At 69.6% G+C, this 24841-nt stretch carries 13 protein-coding genes; 6 read left to right on the top strand and 7 right to left on the bottom strand.

The window, feature by feature from the left end:
- Positions 1-112 precede the first annotated feature (112 nt).
- The 3 genes from ACWDSL_RS28085 to ACWDSL_RS28095 all read right to left on the bottom strand — a co-directional run bounded on the left by ACWDSL_RS28085 (position 113) and on the right by ACWDSL_RS28095 (position 5786).
- Positions 113-1627, bottom strand: a complete 1515-nt coding sequence (locus tag ACWDSL_RS28085; RefSeq protein WP_450489988.1) for a family 43 glycosylhydrolase — start codon at positions 1625-1627, stop codon at positions 113-115.
- Positions 1624-4476 carry a discoidin domain-containing protein gene (locus ACWDSL_RS28090; RefSeq protein ID WP_450489990.1) on the bottom strand — a complete coding sequence of 951 codons (2853 nt, stop codon included), beginning with the start codon at positions 4474-4476 and terminating at the stop codon, positions 1624-1626. The genes ACWDSL_RS28085 and ACWDSL_RS28090 overlap by 4 nt, the downstream gene beginning before the upstream one ends.
- 281 nt (positions 4477-4757) lie before the next feature.
- A complete protein-coding gene (locus tag ACWDSL_RS28095; protein ID WP_089511906.1) occupies positions 4758-5786 on the bottom strand; it encodes a LacI family DNA-binding transcriptional regulator in 1029 nt (342 codons plus the stop codon).
- A gap of 289 nt (positions 5787-6075) precedes the next feature.
- Here ACWDSL_RS28095 and ACWDSL_RS28100 point away from each other — a divergent pair, with 289 nt between their 5' ends.
- The 6 genes from ACWDSL_RS28100 to ACWDSL_RS28125 all read left to right on the top strand — a co-directional run bounded on the left by ACWDSL_RS28100 (position 6076) and on the right by ACWDSL_RS28125 (position 14187).
- On the top strand, positions 6076-7386 hold the full coding sequence (locus ACWDSL_RS28100; RefSeq protein ID WP_450489993.1) for an ABC transporter substrate-binding protein: 1311 nt from the start codon (positions 6076-6078) through the stop codon (positions 7384-7386).
- Between the two features lie 85 nt (positions 7387-7471).
- Positions 7472-8446 (top strand): carbohydrate ABC transporter permease, encoded by a 975-nt coding sequence (locus tag ACWDSL_RS28105; RefSeq protein WP_450489995.1) that lies wholly within the window; start codon positions 7472-7474, stop codon positions 8444-8446.
- 28 nt (positions 8447-8474) lie between these two features.
- Positions 8475-9296 (top strand): carbohydrate ABC transporter permease, encoded by an 822-nt coding sequence (locus tag ACWDSL_RS28110; protein WP_089511951.1) that lies wholly within the window; start codon positions 8475-8477, stop codon positions 9294-9296.
- A gap of 84 nt (positions 9297-9380) precedes the next feature.
- On the top strand, positions 9381-11342 hold the full coding sequence (locus ACWDSL_RS28115) for a glycoside hydrolase family 127 protein (RefSeq protein WP_450489997.1): 1962 nt from the start codon (positions 9381-9383) through the stop codon (positions 11340-11342).
- Between the two features lie 41 nt (positions 11343-11383).
- The gene (locus tag ACWDSL_RS28120; RefSeq protein ID WP_450489999.1) at positions 11384-13528 is read left to right on the top strand and encodes a glycoside hydrolase family 127 protein; all 2145 of its coding nucleotides are present in this window, start codon (positions 11384-11386) and stop codon (positions 13526-13528) included.
- 59 nt (positions 13529-13587) lie between these two features.
- On the top strand, positions 13588-14187 hold the full coding sequence (locus tag ACWDSL_RS28125; RefSeq protein WP_450490001.1) for a hypothetical protein: 600 nt from the start codon (positions 13588-13590) through the stop codon (positions 14185-14187).
- Positions 14188-14220: 33 nt separating this feature from the next.
- Here ACWDSL_RS28125 and ACWDSL_RS28130 read toward each other — a convergent pair whose 3' ends face one another.
- From ACWDSL_RS28130 to ACWDSL_RS28145, 4 genes are all read right to left on the bottom strand, one after another.
- On the bottom strand, positions 14221-15114 hold the full coding sequence (locus ACWDSL_RS28130) for a LysR family transcriptional regulator (RefSeq protein WP_398533926.1): 894 nt from the start codon (positions 15112-15114) through the stop codon (positions 14221-14223).
- Between the two features lie 74 nt (positions 15115-15188).
- On the bottom strand, positions 15189-16358 hold the full coding sequence (locus ACWDSL_RS28135; RefSeq protein ID WP_450490004.1) for an FAD-dependent monooxygenase: 1170 nt from the start codon (positions 16356-16358) through the stop codon (positions 15189-15191).
- Positions 16355-23581, bottom strand: coding sequence for an amino acid adenylation domain-containing protein (locus tag ACWDSL_RS28140; RefSeq protein WP_450490006.1), 7227 nt, complete (start codon positions 23579-23581; stop codon positions 16355-16357). Before ACWDSL_RS28140 ends, ACWDSL_RS28135 begins: the two co-directional genes overlap by 4 nt.
- A 104-nt stretch (positions 23582-23685) precedes the next feature.
- On the bottom strand, positions 23686-24708 hold the full coding sequence (locus ACWDSL_RS28145; protein ID WP_450490008.1) for a 3-oxoacyl-ACP synthase III family protein: 1023 nt from the start codon (positions 24706-24708) through the stop codon (positions 23686-23688).
- Positions 24709-24841: the final 133 nt, after the last annotated feature.

Consider the following 24841-nt stretch of genomic DNA (forward strand, 5'->3'; position numbering starts at 1 on the left):
CGCGGGGCCGTTCCCTCTTCCCCGACCTTCCACCTCTTTAGCGCCCTGACCGCGGGGTTCTGGGGGCCATCGCGGCGATGGCCCGCTGACGCTGAGGGTGCGTCTCGTCCGGCTACTCCCCTGACGGTGCGGTCAGCGGAACGCCGGTGGCCACCGGGGTGCCGAAGTTCGGTGTGCCGTCCGCGTTCCAGGTGAACTTCTGTGCTCGGGTGCTGCGGTTCATGTCACAGCCACCGCCGGCGGAGCTGTTGGCGTGGTAGACCATCCAGTCCTCGGTCCCGTCGGGCGACTTGAAGAAGCCGTTGTGGCCGGGGCCGTATACGCCGTTGGCGTTGGACCGTTGGAAGACCGGGTTCGGCGACTTGACCCAGGAGGAGGAGTTGAGCGGGTCGCCACCGTTGTAGGTGAGCATCCCCAGCTTGTAGTCGGGCGTGGAGCAGTGGCTGGCGGAGTAGATGATGAAGGTCTTGCCGTTGCGCTGCAGGACCTCGCCACCCTCGTTGACCGCGCCGCCCACCGTCTCCCAGCTGTAGGTGGGGGTGGACAGCAGATGGCGGGTGCCACTGGCGGTCCACGGGTTCGACAGCGGCCGGATGAACATCGGCTGCGAGCCGTTGTAGTACGTGCCGAGGAGGTAGAGCTTGCCGTTCAGCTGCAGGATGCTCGGGTCCAGCTCCCAGGTGTTGTCCTGGGTCGGGTCGAGCAGATCGGCCTTGAAGGTGTACGGCCCCATCGGGTCCGTACCGGCGCTTTCGAGCACATGGATCCGCTGGGTGCCCAGGTCGTACGGCTCCCGTCCGGCCGTGTAGTAGAAGTACCAGCGCTTTCCGTTCGGGCCGTCCAGCAAATGGAACTCCGGGGCCCACATGGTGCCGGCCCCGTTGGGCCGGGTGAGGTTGAAGATCACCTGGTCGTTGGCGGTGGCAAGGCCCCCCAGGGTCTTGGCCTTGCGCATGGTGATCGTGGAGTTCCAGGTGGTGGTGGCGAGGTAGTAGTACCCGTCGTGGTAGGTGAGCCACGGGTCGGGGCCGTGCTGGGAGAGCGGGTTGGTGAAGGTGCCCGCGCTCGTGCCGCCGCCGGTGAAGCCCGGCAGCCGCCACACCCTGCCGTTCGTGGTGGAGCACGCCAGCTGCACCAGGCCGGTGTCGGAGGCCGTCGAGCCGCCGCTCGGCGCGACGCACTTGCCGGAGGCGACGGAGACGAGGTTGAAGGTCTTGTCTGCTCCGCCGACCGACACCGGGACCAGCCGCCACTGCTGGTTGGTCTCACCGTGGCAGGACCACTGGATGATCGTGGCGTTGTCCTCCGCGGACCCGCCGTAGACATCGACACACTGCCCGGAGGCGGGTGTGCTGATGGTGTAGGTGTCGGTCGTCCCCGCGACCGGGGTGAAGCCGAAGGACTGGCTCCCGCCGGCGTTGCACGTGTTGGCCCGCAGCTGGGTCCCGCTGGTCGTCGAGGAGCCCGGGACGTCCAGGCAGTTGCCGCCGTTCTGGTTCACCCCCGTCGAGGTGAAGGAGGCGGCGGCCGCGGCGGTACCGGCGCCGGACGCGGACGGCGCCACCAGGAGGGCGACCGCCATGGTGAACACGCCGGTGAGCGCGGACAGACATCTGGCTCGAGTCACTGGTGCACATCCTTCATCGGTGGGCGGACGCCGGAACCACTCCGGTTGTAGACCTTGACCTCGGTGAGGCCGGTCTTGGCGCCGGAGGCGTTGGTGGCCAGGACCCGGATGCGCTGGGCGTTGAGCGAGGGGAACCGCACCACGTTGTAGTTGGCCTGCGGCGCGGCCGGTGTCTTGGTCTGGCCGGGCGCGTCCACCCAGGAACTGCCGTTGTAGTACTGGATGGTGTACGCGGACGGGGCCCGGTAGGTGGCGCCGGCCGGGCGGCTGTCCTTGAAGTGCAGCCGCACCTCGTTGAGTGTTCGGCTGGTGCCGAAGTTCAGCTCGTACCAGTCCTGGCTGTTGGGCGAGCCACCGGCGCCCCAGAACGGCTCATTGGTGGGGTAGCCGTCGACCGCGCCGGAGACATTGCTGCCGGACCCGGTGTAGGAGGCGGACACGGTCGCCCCGGAGGCCAGGTTGGTGGAGTCGGCGGTCAGGTCGACACCGGCCTTGGCGAACATGTCGACGAGCCGGGAGCTGTTCTGCACGACCTGGTTGGGGGCCTGCAGTCCGGGGACGGCGGTGTGGTACGTGACCGTGCCACTCGTCGTCACCTCGCCGGTGGCCGGGTCCCAGGTGAAGGGCACAAGGGTGCTGACGGTGGCGACCCGGTTGCCGTTGATGAAGATCGAGTAGCCCTCGGGGACACCCGGGTAGCGCGCCACTCCGTCGGCCGGGTCGTCCCAGACGATGGACAGGTCGGCGTTGCGGTAGCGGAGGTTGTTGACGGCGAAGTGGTCCCAGCCGATGTTGATCGGGGACACCTCGACCTTGGCGTCGTTACGCGGCCGCAGACCGGCGACGTCCTCGATCACCGTCCAGTTGCTGCTGCCCAGGATGTTGTGGTGGATCCAGGAGCGGTAGTCGATCCCGCTGCCGTTCCAGTCGGCCCAGAACTCGTTGGCGTCGGGCCACTGGGTGTTGCCGCCGACGTACTGCGCCCAGGTGTTCCAGTAGAGGAGCTTCTTGTAGTCGGTGGCGGTCATCCAGGAGTTGGAGTAGTTGCGCAGTACCGAGGAGTAGAGCCGGAACTGCACGGTGGAGTTGATGGTGGAGAAGTTGTTGGAGCCCGGGTTCCCGGCGTCGGCGGCCGCCTTCTTGTCGACCTGGTTGGCCGTGTAGAAGGGGAAGACGGGGTACTGGGCCGGGTCGTTGAACAGCCGCAGTGCCTGCTTGTACGTCGAGGTGTTGGGGACGGCTCCGACCGAGAACGGGTAGTAGTTGTTGATTTCCTTCCAGGGCACCCATTCGTTGGTCGACTTGAGCCGGTGCTCGAACAGCTGCCGGCTCGGGTTCCACAACACGTTGACGATGGCGTCCTTGATCTGGTTCGCCAGCGTACGCATCTCGGTGGCCTTGGCCGTGTTGCCGATCGCGTCGTAGGCCTGTGCCGCGGCCATCGCACCGCTGTACTGGTACGCGGATTCGGCGCGGTCCATGTTGCCGGGCTTCCAGTGGAAGGAGACCGCGTCCGCGTCGTTGCCGGTCAGGGCGCCCCAGTCGTATTCGATGAGCTTGTTGTTGTCGTGGTCGTAGTAGGCGAGCTGGCCCTTGACGTCGCCTTCCGCGTAGTGCGCGAGGTTGCCGGCGATGGCCGGCTGGCCGCCGTGGATCTGGTAGCTCTTCCACGCCGCCTCGGCGATGTACTGGGTGTAGCTGTTGGACCAGTTCTCCGGGTCGCCAGGGTTGTCGAGGAAGCGGCCGCCCTTGGACACCTGGCCGACGTTGAGCCAGTCCCCGTAGGCGTACATCGGGTTGCGCAGATACTTGAGGTCGTCGATGTGCATGGGCTGGGTGAGCGCGATCGCGTTGTTGTAGCCGAGGACGCCTTCGGTCGAGCTCGGGAACTGGAAGGTCTGCCCGGGGATGTTGGCGTCGAGGCTGTTGAAGCGCATCAGCCACCAGCGGTAGTAGATGTTCTTCTTGATCGCGGGTTCGGGTACGTCGATGTACGGCACGTTCTGCGCCCACCACAGGTTGTACGCCTTGACGTGGGTGGCGAAGGCGGTGGCGTTGGAGTAGCCGGCGTACGTGTTGTACTCCGTGAGGGAGTCGGGGATCTCGTCGGTGATGAAGCCCATCACGACCTTGGCGGTCACGGTGGCCCCGGCCGCGATCGTCACGGACCGGTTCAGCCCGCCACTGTTGGCGGTGAAGCCGTCGCCGGTCAGCCGCGGGCGGATGGTGGTGAGGTTGTTGTAGGCGTTGACCTGGCCGGTCAGCTCGCTGCCGGTGCCCGAGGTGGCGTACGGGGAGGTCGCCCGCAGTTGCAGCGTGGTGGAGCTGGAGCCGTTGTTCTTGATCGACAGATTGGTCACGGCGACGTTGTTGTCGGTGATGAACTTCGTCTGGTCGACCGTGATCGAGCCGCTGGTGTGCACGCTCTTCCAGTGGCTGGGCATCTGCTTGCGCTGGGAGACCTGTTCGGTGAAGGTGCCCGGAGAGATCGCGATGCTGTAGGCGTTCTTGTCGCTGATGCTCTCCCAGTAGGCGACATGGCCACCGAAACCGAGCACCGCGGGGTCGTGGGTCTTCATGAAGACCGCGCGGCCACGGCTCATCAGCCAGGATCCGGCCGGGTCGTTGCCGCTGCGGGCCAGCAGGCGGTCCATCCAGAAGTCGGTTCCCGAGCTCTCCGCGTCGTAGATGGACCGCATCATGTCGCCTGTTGTGTAGGCGACGGGCGGGGCCGGGACGGCGGGTCCGCTGAAGGTCGGAAACCCGATGGTCTGGTCCGCGGCGGCCGGGGTGGTCGCGGAACAGACACTGGCGATGATCAGCGCCAGGGCGACGAGGAGGCGCTTCATGGCAGGGCCAGTGCGGTGTGGTGGTGGTGCGTGTGGTCCATGGCGGCGGCCCCGTGCGGAGCCGTCATCGTGCGTCTTCTCATCGGGGGCTCCCTGTCCGTTGACAGCAGGCGTTTGCTCGCGATGGTGCTGACGTTCTCCGACGAGGACTCCCGGGAGCCCCGGCGGACGGGGTTCGATCAGGCGTACCGGGGTCGTGCGTGAAACAGACCTAAAAGGTTTTCGCAAAGTCGCAAGGTAAGCGCGTGCCACGCCACTGTCAACAGAAGTAGCGTCACGCCTCAGGACAGCGGTGCCGTGGACCCCCTGATCACCAAGCGGCAGGGCAGCGTCTCGACCCCCGACCGCCGTCCCCCGGCGATCGCGCTGAACAGCGCGCGCGCCGCCGCGCGCCCGACCTGCTCCAGATTCAGGTCGACACTGGTCAGCGGCGGGCGCGAAGCGGAGGTCAGGACCTGCCAATTGTCGAAGCCCATGACCGCCACGTCCTCGGGCACCCGGTGGCCGCGCTCGCGCAGTACGTCCATGACGCCGCGGGCGATCTGATCGCTGCCGCACAGCACGGCGTCCACATCCGGGTGCCGGTCGAGCAGCATCGCGGTGGCTGCCCGCCCCCACCCCTCCGACCACGCCCCGAACCGCACCTCGCCGACGAGGGCGAGACCGGCGTCGGCGAGCGCCGCTCGGGCGCCCTCGGCCCGCTCCTGTGCCGCGAGGTAGCCGGGATCGCCGGTGATATGCGCGATCCGGGTACGCCCGCAGGCCAGCAGATGGTCGACGGCGATCCGGCCGGCGCCGACGCTGTCGGGCACGATGGACAGATCCTCCGGATCCTCCGACGGGGCGTACGCGTAGACGACGGGGACCGGCAGTTCACGGCCCAGGGACGGCCGGGGGTCGGTGCGGCTGCCCACCACGATGAGTCCGTCGACGCGGCGGCCGAGCAGCGCGCGGACATGGTGCTGCTCGCGGATCGCGTCACCGCGGGCGTCGCAGAGGAACACCGCGACCTCGCCGGCTCCGAAGGCGTCCTCGGCGCCCATCAGTATCGGGATGGAGAAGCGGCCCTCCAGGTCGCTGGTGAGCAGACCGACGGTGCCCGTACGCCCGGCGAGCAGGCCGCGGGCCAGCTGATTGGGCCGGAACGACAGCCGCTCGGCCGCTTCGATCACCCGCTGCCTGGTCTCCGCGCGCACCTGGCTGCGGCCGTTGAGGGCCTTGGACGCGGTGGCGATGGACACCCCGGCCAGCCGGGCGACGTCGCTGAGGGTGACGGGATGCGAACGAGAGGGGCCGGTGGCCTGGGTCATGGGTGGTACTCCTGTCTCGCGTCGCGTGCCGGGCCGTCGAGCGTGGCACATCACGGGTAAAAACCGTACGTGACTTGTTTCAGGTCGGGGCGTACTCGTGGCGTTTCCGAGGTTTCGATGACTCTCCCACGGCCATTCTCTACAAGGGGATTGACGAGTCATGAGCTCGGTCCTACTTTCTCGGAAAGCCTTTTCGGTTCTTTTCCGTCGCAGAGTTCAGTGCCACCACAGCCATCGTCCCCTCCGGTTCGGCCTGCCCACGGCCCGCCGTCACACAAGGGAGATCGTCATGGGGAGCACGGCCGGACCACGTGGACGCATACGCCGACTCGCCACCATTGCGCTCGCACTGCTCGCCGCCGCGAGCATGGTCACGGCCTGCGGATCGGACAGCGGTTCGGGCGGCGGAGGGAGCGGAGCGGGGGGCGTCAAGGGTCTCGACGACGGCACCAAGCTGACGATGTGGACGCGCGCGGCGACCCGGCCGCAGAGCGAGGCGCTGGTCAAGGCGTACAACGCGAGCCACAAGAACAAGATCGAGCTCACCGTCATCCCCACCGACGACTACCAGGCCAAGGTCGGGGCGGCCGCCGGCTCCCGCGATCTGCCCGATCTGTTCGCCTCGGACGTGGTGTTCGTACCCAACTACACCTCCAGCGGGCTCTTCGCCGACCTCACCGGGCGCATCGACGCCCTGCCCTACGCCAAGAACCTGGCCCAGTCGCATATCAAGGCCGGTACGTACGAGGGCAAGAAGTACGTCGTACCGCACACGCTCGACCTGTCGGTGCTCTTCTACAACAAGGAGCTCTACCGGCGGGCCAAGCTGGACCCCGAGAAGCCGCCCACCAGCCTGCGCGAATGGGACCGGCAGGCGCGGGCCGTGGACGCGCTCGGCGGAGACGTCAACGGCACCTTCTTCGGCGGCAACTGCGGTGGCTGCGGCGTGTTCACCTGGTGGCCGTCCATCTGGGCCGCGGGGGAAGACGTGCTGAACAAGGACGGGACCGAGGCACAGCTGTCCTCCGACACCGCGAAGAAGGTCTACCAGACCTACCGCGGCTGGGTGAAGGACGACATCGTGGCCCCCGGTGCGCGCGAGGAGACGGGCACGACCTGGACCGGTGTCTTCCCCAAGGGCAAGGTCGGCGTGATGCCCATGCCGTCGACCACCCTGGGGCTGATGCCCAAGGGGCTCGACCTCGGGGTGGCGCCCATCCCCGGACCCGATGGCGGCAAGTCCACCTTCGTCGGCGGTGACGCCATCGGCATCTCCGCCACCAGCAAGTCGGCGGACCAGGCATGGAACTTCCTCGCCTGGTCGCTCGGCGACAAGGCTCAGGTCGACGTGGTCGCCGCGCACAAGGACGTGGTGGCGCGGACCGACCTCGCCTCCAACAAGTACTCCGACGCGGACCCCCGGCTGGTGACCATCAACCGGCTGGTGGCGGACGGCCGCACCCCGTACGCGCTCAAGTTCGGCCAGACCTTCAACGACCCCAACGGGCCGTGGCTCACCCTGATGCGCCATGCCGTCTTCGGCGACGGAGGGTCCGTGGAGAAGGACAACAAGGCGGTCAACGCCTCGCTGACCGACTGAGCCGCACTCGGGCCCTCGCAAGGCCCGACACCTCGCACCCCACGTTCGCGGCATCACCCCTCCCATCACCCGGCAGAGGAGAGCCATGCAGGTGAAGGCGCCCGACCGCACGGCCGCGGAGCACCGAGCCCGGTCGGCGCGCCCGGCGCGCCCGGCCCGCCGCCCCCGACCGTCCGCACCCCGGTGGTGGCGGTCCCGGAAGGTCCAGGGGCTCGGTTACGCGGCACCCACGGCCGTGTTCGTCGCGGTCTTCTTCGTACTGCCCCTGCTGCTCGTCGGGCAGATGTCGCTCCACGACTGGCCGCTGCTCGCGGGAGACCGGGGCGGCAACGCCCCCGAGAACTACACCGACGTCACCGACTCCACCCTGTTCTGGCCCGCGGTCCGCTTCACCCTCCTCTACACCGTGATCGTCACGGTCGTCCTCCTCGGCCTTGCCCTCCTCCTCGCCCTGCTGGTGCAGGAGTCCCGCCCCGGGGCGGGCTTCTTCCGTACCGTCTACTTCCTGCCCAGCGCCCTGGGCCTGGCCTCCGCGTCCCTGCTGTTCTGGGGCCTGTACAGCCCCACCACCGGACCGCTGAGCGACATCCTGGAAACCTTCGGCATCGCCGACGGACCGGTGTCCTTCCTCGGCTCGCCGACCTCCGCCCTGCTGTCGACGGTCTTCCTCATCGTCTGGAAGTTCGCCGGTTTCTACATGCTGATCCTCCTCGTCGGCCTCCAGCGCATCCCCCACGAGGTGTACGAGGCGGCGCGGATGGACGGTGCGAGCCGGGGCCAGATCTTCCGCGGTATCACCCTGCCGCTGCTGCGGCCGTCCCTCGCGCTGTCCCTGCTGCTCTGCGTCACCGGTTCGCTGCTCGCGTTCGACCAGTTCTTCATCCTCACCAAGGGCGGACCGGACAACAGCACGGTCACCGTGGTGCAGCTGATCTACCGCGAGGCCTTCCAGCGGATGAACCTCGGCACCGCGGCGGCCCTCTCGATCATCGTGCTGGCCGCACTGCTCCTGTTCAACGCCGCCCAGTTCCGCGGTCTGCGCCGCGCCGACGAGTCATGACACCCACCTCATGAGAAGGGACACCACGGTGCTCACCCGCGCCCTCGGCCGGACGCCCCATTACGTCCTCGCCGGAGGACTGGCCGTCATCTTCCTCTTCCCCCTGCTGTGGAACGCCTGGGCGTCGGTCAGCGGACAGCCGGGCACCGCGCAGGAGTCCGGCTACGGCCTCGGCAACTACCGGACGCTGCTCGACTACGACGCGGGCCTGTGGCGGTACCTCCTCAACAGCACGATCGTCTCGGCGCTCACCGTCGCCCTGACCCTCGCGGTGTCGCTGCTCGGCGGCTACGCCTTCGCCCGCTTCGACTTCCCGGGCAAGAACCTGCTGTTCCTGCTGACGCTGGCCATTCTCATGGTCCCGTACGCCACGCTCCTCATCCCGCTCTACGTACTGCTCGGCAGGCTCGAACTGCAGAACTCGCTGCTCGGGCTGAGCCTGGTGCTTGCCATGTTCCAACTGCCCTTCGCCACCTTCATGATGCGCATCTCCTTCGAGGCGGTGCCCCGCGAACTGGAGGAGTCGGCGCTCGTCGACGGCTGCGGCACGGCGGGCGCGCTGCGCCGGGTGCTGCTCCCGGCGGTGCGACCGGGGCTGATCACCGTGGGGCTCTTCGCCTTCCTCGCGGCCTGGAACGACTTCATCGCGCCACTGATCCTCATCTCGGACAGCGAGAAGGCGCCCCTGCCGCTCGCCGTCGCGAATCTGCGGCAGCAGAGCATGGGCGCCGTCGACTACGGCGCCACCGAGGCGGGTGTGGTGGTCCTCGCCGTGCCCTGCCTCCTGCTCTTCCTGCTGCTGCAACGGCACTACGTACGGGGGTTCATGTCGGGCGCGCTCAAGGGCTGAGGCGCCGGACCGAGCAAACGGACAACCTTGCGGAGACGGACAACCGAAGGGACGTACCGAAGGCATGAACTGGTGAGGGAGAACATGGCGCGGTCACTCGTCCTGCCGGTGGCGCCGACCCGGGGCCGGCTGCGGCCGCTCGGGCTCGACGAGGTCAGGATCACCGGAGGCTTCTGGGCCCGGCGCCGGGAGATCAACGCGACCGCCACACTCGGCCACTGCCGCGACTGGATGGCCCGCGTCGGCTGGATCGGCAACTTCCGGGCCGCCGTCGAGGGCCGGATCGCACGGGACCGGCGCGGCCGTGAATTCGCCGACTCCGACGTCTACAAACTGCTCGAAGCCATGGCCTGGGAGACCGCCGGGCACGGCACCGACAGTTCGCTCGACGCACAGATCGCCGAGCTCACCGAGTCCATCGCGCCCGCCCAGGAACCGGACGGCTATCTGAACACCGCCTTCGGCCGCCCCGGGCAGCAGCCCCGGTACAGCGATCTCGAATGGGGCCATGAGCTGTACTGCTACGGCCACTTGATCCAGGCCGGCGTGGCCCAGGCCAGGGCCCGGGGCGAGGGCGAGCTGACGAAGATCGCCCGGCGGGCCGCCGACCATGTCTGTGCCACCTTCGGCCCGGGCGGTATCGAGGGCGTCTGCGGCCATCCGGAGATCGAACCGGCCCTGGTGGAACTGGCCAGGCTCACGGGAGAGCAGCGCTACCTCGACCAGGCGGCGCTGTTCATCGACCGCCGCGGCCACCGCACCCTCGCCGACACCGAGTTCGGCCGCGCCTACTACCAGGACGACCTGCCCATCCGCCAGGCCACAGTGCTGCGCGGACACGCCGTCCGCGCGCTCTACCTCGCGGCCGGCGCCGTCGACGTGGCCGTGGAGACCGGGGACGACGCCCTGCTGGCCGCGGTCGTACGGCAGTGGGAAGCCACGGTCGCCCGGCGTACCTATCTGACGGGCGGCATGGGCTCGCACCACCGGGACGAGTCCTTCGGCGACGACTTCGTGCTGCCGCCCGACCGCGCCTACTCGGAGACCTGTGCCGGTGTCGCCTCCGTGATGCTCAGCTGGCGGCTGCTGCTGGCCACCGGCGAGCCGCGGTTCGCCGATCTGGCGGAGCGGACCCTGTTCAACGTGGTCGCCACCTCCCCGTCCGAGGACGGCCGCGCCTTCTTCTACGCCAACACCCTGCACCGGCGCCGCCGCGGCACCGTACCCGCCACGGAAGTGGACAGCCCGCGCGCCGAGTCGAGCCTGCGCGCCCCCTGGTTCGCGGTGTCCTGCTGCCCGACCAACGTGGCGCGGACCCTGGCCCAACTGCCCGCCTACCTCGCGACGGCGGACGACGACGGTGTGCAGCTGCACCAGTACGCCGACGCGGAGATCACCACATCCCTCGCTGGAGGCCATGCCGTCGCGCTGCGGATCCGTACCGACTACCCGTCGGGCGGGGCCGTGACCGTACGGGTCGACCGGTCCCCGGACCGCCCGTGGACCCTGTCGTTGCGCGTCCCCGGGTGGGCGCGGGGCGCCGCCGCGTGGCTGGTCGAGCCGGACGGGACACGCCGCTCCGTCCCCACGGGCACCGCCGCGGTCAGCCGCCACTTCCGGCCCGGCGACGAGGTACGGCTCGAACTGCCCGTGGCGCCGCGCTGGATCGGCGCCGACCCGCGCGTCGACGCGGTACGCGGCACGGTGGCCGTCCAGCGGGGGCCGCTGGTGTACTGCGCCGAGTCGGTGGACCTGCCGGACGGGCACGAGGCCGACGCCGTACGCGTGGATCCGTCCGTCGAGCCGAAAGACGGATCCGACGCGGACGGCACCGTCATCGTGGCCGGAGAGCTGGCCGGACACGCCGAAGACAGCGCCGAACCATGGCCGTACACACCGCTCGACCGCCCCGCCACCACTCCCCCGCCCGCGCCCGAGCGCGCGGAGATCGTCCTGGTGCCGTACCGCTCCTGGGCCAACCGCGGGCCCTCGACGATGCGGGTGTGGCTGCCGACGGCGGAATCGGACACCACCGCCCCTTCGTAACCCCCTGCCCTGCCCGCCGACCGACGATCGGAGTCACGAGCATGTCCCACCCCCCGTCCCGCCGTCACGCGCTGAGACTCGCCGCCGGGGCCGCGGCCGCTGCCCCGCTCGCGACCACCGTTCCAACAGCGCAGGCCGCCGCGGCTTCGTCCCGGGTCACAGCCGGGCCGTTGCCCGTCCCGGACACCTGGTCGGTACGCCCCTTCCCGCTGGACGGGGTGACCCTCGGCGACGGTGTCTTCCGCCGTAAGCGCGATCTGATGCTCGGCTACGCCAGGTCCTATCCGGCCGACCGCATCCTGGCCGTGTTCCGGGCCAACGCCGGACTCGACACCCGCGGCGCCCGGCCGCCGGGCGGCTGGGAGACCGCCGACGGAAATCTGCGCGGCCACTACGGCGGCCACTTCCTCACCCTCATCGCCCAGGCGTACGCCGACACCAGGGAGGCCGCGCTCAAGACCAAGCTGGACTATCTGGTCGGCGCGCTCGGCGAGTGCCAGAAGGCCCTGGCCGACCACGGCTCGCCGAAACCCAGCCACCCCGGCTTTCTGGCGGCGTACCCGGAGACCCAGTTCATCCTGCTGGAGAGCTATACGACGTACCCGACCATCTGGGCGCCGTACTACACCTGCCACAAGATCATGCGCGGTCTGCTCGACGCGCACACCCTGGGCGGCAACCAGCAGGCCCTGGAGATCGCCTCGGGGATGGGCGACTGGGTGCACAGCCGGCTCGGCCATCTGCCGGCGGCCCAGCTGGAGCGCATGTGGTCCATCTATATCGCCGGTGAGTACGGCGGGATGAACGAGGTGCTGGCCGACCTGTACGCCCTCACCGGCCGGGCGGAACACCTCGCGGCCGCCCGCTGTTTCGACAACACCGCCCTGCTGAAGGCGTGCGCCGAGAACCGCGACATCCTCGAAGGCCGGCACGCCAACCAGCACATCCCGCAGTTCACCGGCTATCTGCGGCTGTTCGACCACACCGCGAAGCAGGAGTACTCCGCCGCGGCCGACAACTTCTGGGGCATGGTCACCGGCTCCCGGATGTACAGCCTGGGCGGCACGGGCGAGGGTGAGATGTTCCGCGCCCGTGGCGCCATCGCGGCCACTCTGGACGACAAGAACGCCGAGACCTGTGCCACGTACAACATGCTCAAGCTGACGCGGCAGTTGTTCTTCCACCAGCAGGACCCCGCCTATATGGACTACTACGAGCGGGGCCTGACCAACCACATCCTCGCCTCCCGCCGCGACGCCGCCGCCACGGACAGCCCGCAGGTCACCTATTTCGTCGGGATGGGCCCGGGGGTGCGGCGCGAGTTCGACAACACCGGCACCTGCTGCGGCGGCACCGGGATGGAGAACCACACCAAGTACCAGGACTCGGTGTACTTCCGCTCAGCCGACGGCAACGCGCTGTACGTCAACCTGTACCTCGCTTCGACGCTGCGGTGGCCGGAGCGGGGCTTCGTGATCGAGCAGACGAGCGACTTCCCGGCCGAGGGCGTCCGTACGCTGACGTTCCGCGAGGGCAGTGGGCAGCTCGACCTGAAACTCCGCGTTCCGGCCTGGGCCACGGCGGGCTTCACCGTCACGGTCAACGGAGTCCGGCAGCGGGTCGCGGCGGAGCCCGGCAGCTATCTCTCCCTGAGCAGGGACTGGCGGCCCGGCGACCGGGTCCGGATCTCCGCCCCCTACAGCCTGCGCATCGAACGGGCCCTGGACGACCCCGCTGTCCAGTCGGTGTTCTACGGTCCGGTGCTGCTGACCGCCCAGAGCCAGGAGACGCAGTTCCGAGTGTTCTCCTTCTACAAGGACTTCACGCTCCGGGGCGATCTGGCCGATGCGATCAAGCCCGGGGGCCGGCCGATGTACTTCACCACGCACGGCCTGACCCTCGCACCGTTCTATGTCGGGGACGTGGCGCCCTACCACGCCTACTTCAAGCGCTCGGAGCCCACCATCGTGTTCGGCGCGACCGACTCGCGCGTACCGAACCGCGCCCGCGGCAACGGTCTCACCTTCCTGGACGTGCTCTGGGCGCAGGCCCCCTTCGCCACCTCCGGCAGCTTTGTCCAGGCGGTACGCACTCTCGCCGACACCTGGCTGTCCGAGGGGCTGTTCAGCCGCGCCGAACGGGACAGCGTCGTCGCGGCCGCGGTCGGGGCGGACCTGAGGCACTGACGTACCCCACCCCGCCCCACCCCCAACCCCCCACATCACCCCCCACAGGAGGACCCCTCATGAGTACGTGGCGCAACAAGACGGCCGTCGCCGCGCTGGTGGCCGCCGCGCTGGCCGGGCCGGGTGTCGCGCAGGCCGCACCGGCGGCCCCTGCGGCGGCCCAGGAGCAGGTTGCAGCGGCCACCATCACCTGGACGCTCGAACGGGCCGGCAACCCCACCCCGGACCAGCAGACGGCCTACAACCTCATCACGGCGGCCATGAACGCCGCGGTGGCCCGGTACAACAACCTCAGCGACCTGGGCAAGAACATCACGGTGCGCTACGACCCCGGTGTGCCCACCGCCGACGGAAACATCAACGGAACCATCCGCTTCGGCCAACGCGCCTATATGACCGAGCGGACCGCTCTGCACGAGATCGCCCACACCATCGGCGTGGGCACCAGCTCGGGCTGGTCCTCTCTCGGCGGCAGTGGCACCTGGCGCGGTGCGCAGGCCACGGCGCTCGTCAAGCGATTCGACGGTTCGGGTGCCACGCTGTCCACCGGTGGCGGACACTTCTGGCCCTACGGTCTGAACTACGAGAACGAGTTCTCGAACACGGCCGCCGACCGCCATGTCCAGATCGTCGTCGCCATGGTGGCCGACGGACTGTGAGCTGACGGGGCTGCGAGTTGACGGTCTGTGAGTTCAGGACACCCCGAGCCGTGGCTCGCGGGTGAGGGCGGCGGCCAGTCGGTGCAGGGCGGGGTTCGGGCTGTCCGGGCTCCAACAGGCGTGCAGGGTCACGGAGTGGGCGTCGGCCGGGGCGAGCTCCCGGTACCGGACGCCGTGCACCCCCATCGTCATGATGGAGCGCGGTATCAGCGCACAGCCGAGCCCCGCCCGCACCAGCGCCAGCATGGTCGGCACCTGTGAGGTCAGCTGGCTGACCGCGTAGCGGTCCACGCCGATCATGGCGGCGCAGATGTCGTGCAGATACCGGGAGCCCTCGGGGGTGTAGCCGATGTAGTCGTCGGCGACGTCCGCGAGGGCGACGGGGTCCTCGGCGCGGGCCAGCGCATGGTCGGCGGGGACGGCGAGCACCAGGTCCTCGGAGTGCACCAGGACCGACTGGTACTGGTCGGGGATCGGCGGCCGGACGAGGCCCATGTCGATCTCCAGATCGGCCAGCGCCGCGAACTGGTCCGGGCTGACGAGTTCCGTCAGTTCCACGGAGACATCGGGGAGGTGGCGGTTCACCAGGTCGAGGACGTCGGCGAGTATCGCGTACGCCCCGATCGCGGTGAAGGCCAGCCGCAGGGTCCCCGTACGGCCCTCGGCGGCGTGGCGGGCGGCGACCGGGGCGGCGTCCAGCAGGGCCAGGACCCGGCGGCAGTGGTCGAGAAGGGCCTGGCCCGCCGCGGTGAGACGGGTGCCCCGGCCGGTGCGCTCGAACAGCACGACGCCCAGGCTTCGCTCCAGCGCCTGGATCTGGCGGGTCAGCGGCGGCTGGGTCATGTTGAGCCGTGCCGCGGCGCGGCCGAAGTGCTGTTCCTCTGCGACGGCGACGAAACCACGGAGCTGTTGCAGAGAGAAGTCCATGCCGGTCACGGTATCGGCCGAGGGCCACGGGGCCACAGCGGTGTGCGCTGTGGCCCGTCACGGCAGTCGCGGTGTCAGGCGTGGATCCCGGGGAACGTGAGGACGTCCCGCTGCTGCTCGGCGAAGGCCGCGTAGGTCGTCGCGCGCAGTTGCTCGTCCCGTTCGTGCCGCTGCCCCGGGTCCTCCAGTTGCTCCTGTTCGCTCAGCGCGCGGGAGCCGAGGACCATGGCCCGGTTGCGCTCGCGGCGCTGGTCCTCGTAGCTGCGCAGTCCTGCGGTCAGATCGCCGGCCCGGGCCAGTGTCCCGGCCAGGACGACGGCGTCCTCGATGGCCATCCCGGCCCCCTGGGCGAGGCTGGTGAGCATGGGGTGCGCGGCGTCTCCGAGGAGGGTGACGCGGCCGTCGCCCCACTGCTCCAGGAAGTCGCGGTCGCGGGCGGGGATGGCGATGATGTCCTTTTCGGGGGTCACCCGGATGGCCGCCTGGACCTCGTCCGCCCAGCCTTCGTACGCCTGGACGATCTCCTCCTTCGTGCCCTGCCAGTCGGCGGCCCGTTCGACGGACATGTTCTTGGTGCCGAACCAGTAGGTCTGTCCGTGTCCCACGTCCAGCAGGCCGAAGCGCTGCCCGCTTCCCCAGTAGTGGAGGACCGAGCCGGTCTCGAAGTTCGGGTGGCTGAACGGGACGATGGCGAGCCAGCACACATATCCGGCCTCCCGCACCGGTTCCGGGCCGGTGATCTGGCGGCGGATGGCGGAGTTGATCCCGTCGGCCCCGATGACGATGTCACCGTGGGCCTCGCTGCCGTCGGCGAAGCGCACGGTCGCCCCGTCCCGCCGGGTCTCGTAGCCGACGGCGGCGGCGCCGAGGGTGATGGGGGTGTCCCCCACCGCTTCCAACAGGCCCTGCTGCAAGGCGCTGCGGCTGATGACCACGGTGGGCGGCAGCCCCAGTTCTTCGCTCAGCTCCGGGATGGGAAACCAGGTGATGTGGTTGCCCTCGGCGTCGTTGATGCCGAAGCGCTGGAGTACCTGCCCACGCTTTTCGAGGCCGATGTCGAGGCCGAGGGCTTCCAGCGCGGCGCCGCCGTTGCTCAGCACGCCGAGGCCGGAGCCGGCGGCTTTCAGTTCGGTGGCGCGCTCGTACACCTCGACGTCGAAGTCGACCTGGCGCAGCGCGGCGGCCAGCGTGAGACCGCCGATCCCTGCCCCGATGACCACTGCTTTGGGCCGGTGGGATGTCATAGAACTCGGTTTTCCCTTCGGAGATGGGTTGCGGGGTGCAGGATGTCGGCCATGGTCTTGGCCACATGGGCGACGCCGGGCTCCTCCATGATGGAGAGGTGATCGCCGGGTATGCCGATGACCTGGATACGGCCGGTGGTCACCCGCTGCCAGCCGTTGGTGGGTTCGTAGTGCAGGCTGCCCGCGGCGCCGTGCATGGCTTCGAGGATTGCGGGGAGCGGTTCGTCGGCCCGCAGCAGGATGACGTCCTGGTCGTTGGTGCCCGGCCGGTAGTCCAGCGTGGCCAGCCAGTTCGCCCGGTAGAGGCGGAACAGACGCCGGATGACGGTCCCCGAGCTGTCGGCGGGCAGCACACCCAGGTCGACGGCGCACCGTGCGATATGTGCGAACTTCTCGTCGAGCGAGGTGGTGTGCTCGGGTATCTCCTCCAGGGGCGAGGCTCCGCCGCGTACGGGCCAGAGCAGTTCCCAGAAGAACCAGCCGAGCAGCGCGTCGTCGGTGTACAGCTCGCGCAGTCGGGGGTTGAGGGTGACCGTGTCCAGGATCAGCACGTCCGCCTGCTCGCCCTGCGCGCGGAGTTGCAGGGCCATTTCGAAGGCGACGAACCCGCCGAAGGAGTAGCCGCTGATCTTGTACGGGCCTTCGGGCTGGATCCGTTTGACCGCGCCGACGTAGCTGCGTGCCATGTCCGGAATGGTGTCCAGCGGTTCGGTGCCGGGGTCGGCGCCGGCCGCCTGGAGGGCGTACAGCGGCTGGTCGGGGTCGAGGTGTTTGGCGAAGGGCAGGAAGCACAGCACATTGCCGCCCATGGGGTGGACCATGAAGAGCGGGGTCCGGCCACCCGACGGGTTGAGCGGCACGATCGGGTCGAAGCGGGCCGGTGTCGCCGCGCCGGATCCCAGCCGGTCGGCCATGGCGGCCACGGTGGGCGCGGCGATGAACTCCGACAGCGGGATGACGGTGCCGAAGCGCTGTTCCAGGGTGGCGATCAGCCGCATCGCGGTCAGTGAGGTGCCGCCGAGGTCGAACATGGAGTCGTGGATGCCGACTTCGGGCAGCTGCAGCAGGTCGGCGAGGATTTCGGCGAGGGCCTTCTCGAGCGGAGTGCGCGGCGGGGTGGTGTCGTGGTCGGCCGGCGCTTCGAGGGGGATGGCCCGCAGGGCGGCGTCATCGCGTTTCCCGCTGGGGGTGGACGGCATGGCGGGGAGCCACTGGACGTAGGACGGGACCATGTAGTCGGGGAGCGTTTCGCGCAACCGGCCGCGGAGCGCACCGGTGTCCACCGTGGCCGGATCGCCGGTGAGGAACGCCACCAGGACCGTGTCCGTGCCGGGGCGGTTGTGGGCGACGACGGCGGCCTCCGCGATACCGGGGTGGCGGGGGACGAGGTCGCGGATCGCCAGCTCCACCTCGGCCGTCTCGACCCGGAATCCGCGGACCTTGACCTGGGTGTCGGCGCGGCCGGTGCATACGATGTCGCCGCCCGGCAGGGCGAAGCCGAGGTCGCCGGAGCGGTAGAAGCGGCCGGACCTGCCGGGCAGCGTGACGAAGCGTTCCTTGGTCAGATCGTCGCGGCCCAGATATCCCCGTGCGACCGTGGCGCCGCCGAGATACAGCTCGCCCGTCACCCCGGGCGGCACGGGACGCAGCCGCGGGTCCACCACGACCACCTGGGCGCCGTCGACGGCGGTCCCCACCGGGGGGAGGTCCGGGAAGTCGGCCGGCGGTCCGGTCAGGGTGTGGCGGGTGACCACATGGGTCTCGGTGGGGCCGTACTGGTTCTCCAGCACCATCCCGGGCAGGGCCGAGCACAGCCGGCGGACCTCGTCGGTGATCCTCAGCTGTTCGCCGCTGGAGACGATGACGCGCAGCGCGGCCGGGGTGAGACCCAGCGCCTCGGCGGCCAGGGCCAGTTGCTGGAGGGCGATGGAGGGGACGAAGACGCGCTCGACCCGTTCCCGGTGCAACAGGCGCACCAGGGCCGGCATGTCCCTGCGGATCTCCTCCGGCACCAGGCGGAGGGTGCCGCCCGCGCACAGAGTGGAGAAGATCTCCTGGAGGGAGACATCGAAGCTCAGCGGCGCGTACTGCAGGGTGATGCCCTTCGCGGCGCTCGGGGCGCGGTTCTGCCAGGAGACGAGGGTGGCCAGGGTGCGATGAGGGATGTCGACCCCCTTGGGCCGCCCGGTGGAGCCCGAGGTGAACAGGACACACGCGGTGCCGTCCAGGGCGATCGCCGGGAGCGGCGGGGCGGAGGTGTCCCCGGTGGGCGGTTCGGCGATCTCCTCGAACCGTACGATCCGCGAGGCGCGGCCGAGGAGGGCGTCGTGCCGGCCGGTGGTGACGATATGGCGGGGATCCGCCGCTTCGATCATGTAGGAGAGCCGGGTGGCGGGGTATCCGGTGTCCAGGGGCATGACCGCCGCTCCGGCCCGCATGATGCCCAGGATGGCCGCGATCACCTCGGGCGACCGGTCGGCCGCGACACCGACGACATCGCCGGGGCGCACCCCCAGGGCGAGCAGGTTGCGGGCCACGGCCTCGGTCGTCCGGTCGAGCCGTGCGTAGGTCCACTCTTCGTCCTTGGTTGCCAGGGCGAGGGCGTCCGGGGTGCGTACGGCCTGGTGCGCGAACCCGTCCACCACGCTCGGTGGCGCGTCCGTGCCGACGGCGGGGAGTGGCCGTGGCACGGCGGTGAGGAAGTCCCAGCCGGGCTGCTCCAGGGGGTGGTGGACCATACGGCCCAGGACCCGGGTGTAGTAGTCGGCGAACACACCGACCTGGTCCCGGGTGACCGTCTGTCCGTCGTTGTCGATACGCAGCCAGATGCTCTGGTCGACGGGGTCCGTCACGGCGTTGACCAGTAGCGAGAAGTTGGTCTCCTCGACGGTGCGCAGCTCCGTCAGCTCCAGCCCCGGCTCCCGGAGCGCGTCCGTGAGCTGCTGGAACCGTACGTAGTTGAACACCGTCTCGAACAGCGGACCGCCGCCGTGCGCCTCCTGGATGGCGCTGATCGGGTAGTGGCGGTGGGGATACGCGCTCTGCTCGCGCCCGAACGCCTCCCGTACCGCGTCCAGCCAGCTGCCCTGGGCCGTGTTCACCCTCATGGGCAGGGTGTTGAGGAACAGTCCGACCATGCGCTCGGCATGCGGGTGTTCCGGGCGGCCGTGTGCGATGAGACCGGTCATGATGTCGTCACGCCCGGACAGCAGCCGCAGGGTCATGCAGTGGGCCGCGAACAGCACCGACTTCACCGGCAGCGCCTGAGCGCGGGCGAAGGCCCGTACGTCGTCGCCGAGCCGGGCCGGCAGATCGAAGCGGTGCGATCCGCGTACGCCCGCGGCCGACGGCGGCTGGTGCGGGCGGTACGAGCCGAGCGCGGTGGGTTCGCCTCCGGCGAGCTCCTTGCGCCAGTACCGGCGGTCGGCCTCCGACGCCAGGGCCCGGCGTTCGGCCAGCAGGTGTGCGGCGGGCGAGGGCAGGCGGACCTCGGGCGCCGGGGTCGGGTGCAGGCCCAGGGCATGCCCGTAGTCACGCAGCAGTTCGCCCATGAGGTTGGCGACGCTCGCCCCGTCGAACAGGGCGTGGTGGAAGCTCAGGACCAGGTCGATCGCGCTGCGGCGGACGTGGACGCGCAGCGCGTACAGCGGGGCGGTGGCGGTGGCGGTATCGATGGGATACTCGTGGTGGCGGCGCTCTTCGATATGCCGCGCCACCTCCGCTTCCGCGTCGTCGGCGTCACGGGACCGCAGATCGACGATGTCGAGGCCGTCGAAGCCATCGTCCGTCGCCGGGTGCACCAGCTGCAGCGGTTCGGTGAACCCGGCCAGGCCGAAGCCGGTGCGTAGCGCCGGATGGCGCCGTACGAGCCCGCCGAAGGCCGCGCGGAAGTGTCCCTCGTCCCAGTCGCAGCGCAGCGTATAGCGGAACACGTCCTTGTACAGGGACGATCCCCGGCGCTGACGGCTGTGGTAGATCAGGCCGAGCTGCATCCGGGTGAGCGGATAGGCGTCCGAGACCGCGCCGAGCCGCGCCCGGTCGATACCGGAGACGGTGTCGAAGGGGCTCGGTTCCTCCAAGGGGGCGGAGGGGGTTGCGTCGAGGACGGCCCGCGCGGCCAGGCGGGCGACGGTGGAGTGCCGTACGAGATCGGCCAGTGGGAAGCGCAGACCACGCTGCTCGGCCAGGGCGCGGACCCGCAGCATCTGCAGCGAGTCGCCGCCGAGCGCGTAGTAGTCGTCCTCGGCGCCCACCGGACCGCACCGCAGGACCTCGGACCATACGTCCGCCAGGATCTGTTCCGCGGGGGAGAGCGGGCGTGTGGCCGGTGCGCCGCCGCGGGCCACCGGTTCCGGCAGCGCCCGGCGGTCCGCCTTGCCGTTGGGGGTCAGCGGAATGCGGTCGAGCCGCATCAGCAGTGCCGGGATCATGAACTCCGGTAATTCATCGGCAAGTTGGCGCCGTACGTCGGTGGCGTCGATCTCGTCGTCGGCGACGTAGTAGCCGACCAGGTGGACACCCCGTTCATCGTCGGTGCGGTCCACGACCAGCGCGTCCCGGATGCCGGGCACAGCGATCAGGGCCCTGCCGACCTCGCCCGGCTCCACCCGGTTCCCGCGGATCTTCACCTGGTCGTCGAGGCGGCCGAGGTATTCGAGGGAGCCGTCGGCGAGCCACCGTACGAGGTCACCGGTGCGGTACAGACGGCCTTCACCGGTGAACGGGTCGGCGATGAACCGCTCCGCCGTCAGGTCGGGCCGGTTCAGATATCCCGCGGCCACCCCGGCGCCGCCGATCCACAGCTCGCCCGGGACACCTGTGGGCTGCGGCTGCCCGTCCTCCCCGACCACGTACAGACAGGTGTTGTCGATCGGCCGTCCGATGGGCACGCGGCCGACGGGGCGGCCGGGGTCCCCGGGGCAGTCGTGGAAGGTCACATCGACGGTCGCCTCGGTCGGGCCGTACAGGTTCACCAGGTCCGGCGTGGCGCGCTTCCCGCCATGGAAGAGCCGGTTGAACCGGTCGACGCGGGCGGCCGGCAGCGCCTCTCCGCTGCAGAAGACACGGCGCAGCGGCTCCGTCCGGTCGCGCAGGTCCGGGGTCTGCTCCGCGGCGTCGAGGAAGGCGCCGAGCATGGACGGTACGAAGTGCGCGACGGTGACGCGCCGGTCGTGGATGGTCCGGCCGAGCACCCGGGGGTCCTTCTCACCGCCGGGCGGCAGCAGGGCCACGCTCGCTCCCTCGACCGCCCACCAGAACAGCTCCCACACGGACACGTCGAAGGACACGGGTGTCTTCTGCAGCAGGACGTCGCCCTCGCCGATCGGGTACGCGCGCTGCATCCAGGCCAGCCGGTTGACCACCGAGTGGTGCCGGACCTGGACGCCCTTGGGCTTGCCGGTGGAGCCGGAGGTGTAGATCACATACGCGAGGTCCGAGCCGTCGGCCGCCCGATCGAGCGGGGAGTCGTCGCCGTGCAGCAGATCCGCGACGCGGTGCACGGGCACGCCCGCCGCCACCGCGCTCTCCGGCATGCGCTCGTCCGACACCAGCACGGCGGCCGGACGGCTGTCGTCGAGCAGGAAGCGGATGCGCTCGCGCGGATATCCCGGGTCCACCGGGACATAGGCGCCGCCCGCCTTGCCCACGCCCATCAGCGCGATGAGCAGGTCGGGGCCGCGCTCCAGCGAGACGGCGACCCGGTCGCCCGGGCCCACGCCGTCCGCTCGCAGCGCCCGGGCGACCTGGTTGGCCCGTGCGTCGAGTTCGGCGTAGGTCAGGGCGTCGTCCGGGCCGGGACCCAGCACGGCGATCCGCTCCGGACCGCGGGCGACCTGGCGCTCGAAGAGCCCCGAGAGGGTGGCGTCCCGCGGATACGCGACGCGGTCACCCCGGCCGCGCCGGATCAGCTCTTCCCGCTCCGAGGCCGGGAGCATCGGCACCGCGGACACCGGCCCGTCCGCCAGGTCCACGCCCTCCTCCAGCAGACACTTCAGGTGCCCGGCCATCGCCTCGATGGGGAAGTCGTCGTCGAAGACATCCGTGGCATAGTCCAGGTCGAAGCGGATCTCCTGCGCGTTGTCGAAGTCGAGCACCACCACCGAGAGGGCATCCTGCTCATGGCAGGGCGATTCCATCCACGTCTCGAGGTCGATGCCCGGGCCGGGGTCCGGGCGTCCGGCCCGGACATAGGACAACGTCACATCGAACAACTGCCGGTTGCTGCCGTGGAGTCCGGGTAACGCGCGTACGACGTCCCCCAGTGCGACCCGCTCGTGTCGGCGCAGGGCACGGGTGGCGCTCCGCGTCCGGTTGACGATGTCGCGCAGCGGCTTCCCGTCGTGGGCGGGCAGAAGCAGGGGCAGCGTGTTCGCGAAATGCCCGACGGTGTCCATGAATTCATCCGGCCGGTTCAGGACCGGAACGCCCAGGATCATCTCCTCAGTGCGATGCACTCGCGTCAGATACGCGCCCAGCATGGTGGCGACATAGGGAAACAGCGGCAGTTGGGCCCTGCGGACGCGTTCCGCCCAGGAACGGTCCAGGGTGAAGGAGTGGCGCGCGCCCGCGCGGGGGGCGCTCGCCGGCTTCCTGGGGAACAGCGCGGGGACCGCGCCGACGAGGGCGGAGCGGCGGGCCTCCAGGTCCGCGGTGTTCTCTCCGGATCCCTGGTAGGCGGCATCCCGCGCGGAGAACGAGCGGTACGACGGCGCGCCGCTCTCCGCGACGGCTCCGCCCGCCACCCTCGACGCGTAATCGTCGAGAATCCGGGCGCTCACCTTGGTGAGCGACCAGCCGTCCATCACCAGGTGGTGCGCGACCAGTTGGAGGTGCGTCACGCGGGGGCCCTCCACCAGGATCGCCACCCGGACCATGGGCTGATCGCGCAGCGGCATCGGGCACTGCTGGAATGCGCGCACCCAGCGGCGGCATGCCTCCGCCGGATCGCTTTCCCGTGACAGGTCGGTCGTTTCCACAGCGGGCGGCTGGGGTTCGACCCACTGACGGGGTGTCCCGTCCTGGTCGTCGAATCGCAGGCGCAGAGCGTCATGACACCGCAGGGCCCGCTCGGCACACTGGCGGAGGACACCGAGATTCACATCCCCGGTGAGCTTCTCGTGAAATGAGACATTGTACTGCGGTGATTCCTCGGACTGTGCGGCGGAGACCCAGATGTCCAGCTGATATCGCGTCAAAGGGAAGGGCGGCTCGGATGAATTCATTGTCACGATCTCCGGGTGAGACGTTGAGGGCCGGCTACCGGTCGAGCGAAGGAATGAGAGGGACCGCGGACGAAAGAACGCGAAGGACCTGTGGCGAGGGCGGACTAGTACCAGCGCACCAGTGCCGCGGCGGCGTTCATACCGCCGCCGATGGAGGCCAGCAGGAGGTTTTCCCCTCGCTCCAGGGGCCGGTCCCGGTCTGCCGCGCACAGGGTGACGGGAATGGAGGCGCCCGCGGTGTTCCCCAGGTGGGGAGCGGTGAGCGGCATACGCTTACGGTCGATTCCCGTCATATCGGCGAAGGACTCCAACAGGCGGGGGTTCGCCTGATGGAAGATGAACCGGTCAATTCCTCCCAGGTCAAGACCGGCGTCGTCCAGGACCTGGTCCACGATCTTGGGCAGCGTCGTGTGCACATACTGCCGGATCGCACGCCCGTCCATCTTCAGGAAATTCTGCCCGGATTGGAGCGCGGCCCGATCGAGCGGCAGAGCCGTGCCGCCGGCCGGCACGCCGACGAGATGGTGGAGGGCGCCATCGCTGATGGTCCGCATGGCCAGCAGTCCGTAGCCCTCCGGTACGGGGCCGAGCAGCACGGCTCCGGCGCCGTCGCCGAAGAGGCTCACGGTGCTCCGGTCGGTGCGGTCCATGATGGTGGAGAACATATCGGCGCCCACCACCAGCACATGTTCGGTATCCGGCGACGCCGACCGCAGACCGTCGGCGACGGCCATGCCGTACAGGAAGCCACTGCATACCGCGTTGACATCGAAGGCCGGCATGACGCGGAGCCCGAGTTTGTGCTGCACGATGGCGGCCGTCGCCGGCTGGGGCACATCGGGCGTACAGGTGGCCAGTATCAGAGCGTCGATCAGCTCCGCGGCGCCGTCGCATTCGGAGAAGATCTGCCGCACCGCGTGCACCGCGAGATCCGAGGTGGCCGTGCCGGTGCTCGCATAACGTCTCTCGAGAATTCCCGTGCGTTCGTGGATCCATTCCTCCGATACGCCGGCCCATTCGGCTATCTGGTCGTTTCCGACCACGTGATCGGGTATATGAGATCCGATGCTGATGATCCCTGTGGGCATGGGGGAAATCCAGTTCGTCGATGGCCGGGCGGCGCGCATGGCGGCCCTGGCTCGGGGAAGGAAAACAGGAATCGCGCTGTTCCGTGATTTTCTTCGCGTCGACAGTCGGTGGACTCGCATGGAAAGGGATGCCTCGACGGAGGCAGCTTAGCCTGCACCGGAGAAAGCAGTC

Source organism: Streptomyces sp. NPDC000941 (assembly GCF_053599555.1).

Coding starts and splice junctions, on each gene's coding strand:
- ACWDSL_RS28125 (WP_450490001.1), top strand. CDS start 13,588: ATGAGTACGTGGCGCAACAAGACGGCCGTCGCCGCGCTGGTGGCCGCC.
- ACWDSL_RS28100 (WP_450489993.1), top strand. CDS start 6,076: ATGGGGAGCACGGCCGGACCACGTGGACGCATACGCCGACTCGCCACC.
- ACWDSL_RS28130 (WP_398533926.1), bottom strand. CDS start 15,114: ATGGACTTCTCTCTGCAACAGCTCCGTGGTTTCGTCGCCGTCGCAGAG.
- ACWDSL_RS28120 (WP_450489999.1), top strand. CDS start 11,384: ATGTCCCACCCCCCGTCCCGCCGTCACGCGCTGAGACTCGCCGCCGGG.
- ACWDSL_RS28135 (WP_450490004.1), bottom strand. CDS start 16,358: ATGACATCCCACCGGCCCAAAGCAGTGGTCATCGGGGCAGGGATCGGC.
- ACWDSL_RS28095 (WP_089511906.1), bottom strand. CDS start 5,786: ATGACCCAGGCCACCGGCCCCTCTCGTTCGCATCCCGTCACCCTCAGC.
- ACWDSL_RS28145 (WP_450490008.1), bottom strand. CDS start 24,708: ATGCGCGCCGCCCGGCCATCGACGAACTGGATTTCCCCCATGCCCACA.
- ACWDSL_RS28090 (WP_450489990.1), bottom strand. CDS start 4,476: ATGAAGCGCCTCCTCGTCGCCCTGGCGCTGATCATCGCCAGTGTCTGT.
- ACWDSL_RS28140 (WP_450490006.1), bottom strand. CDS start 23,581: ATGAATTCATCCGAGCCGCCCTTCCCTTTGACGCGATATCAGCTGGAC.
- ACWDSL_RS28115 (WP_450489997.1), top strand. CDS start 9,381: ATGGCGCGGTCACTCGTCCTGCCGGTGGCGCCGACCCGGGGCCGGCTG.
- ACWDSL_RS28105 (WP_450489995.1), top strand. CDS start 7,472: ATGCAGGTGAAGGCGCCCGACCGCACGGCCGCGGAGCACCGAGCCCGG.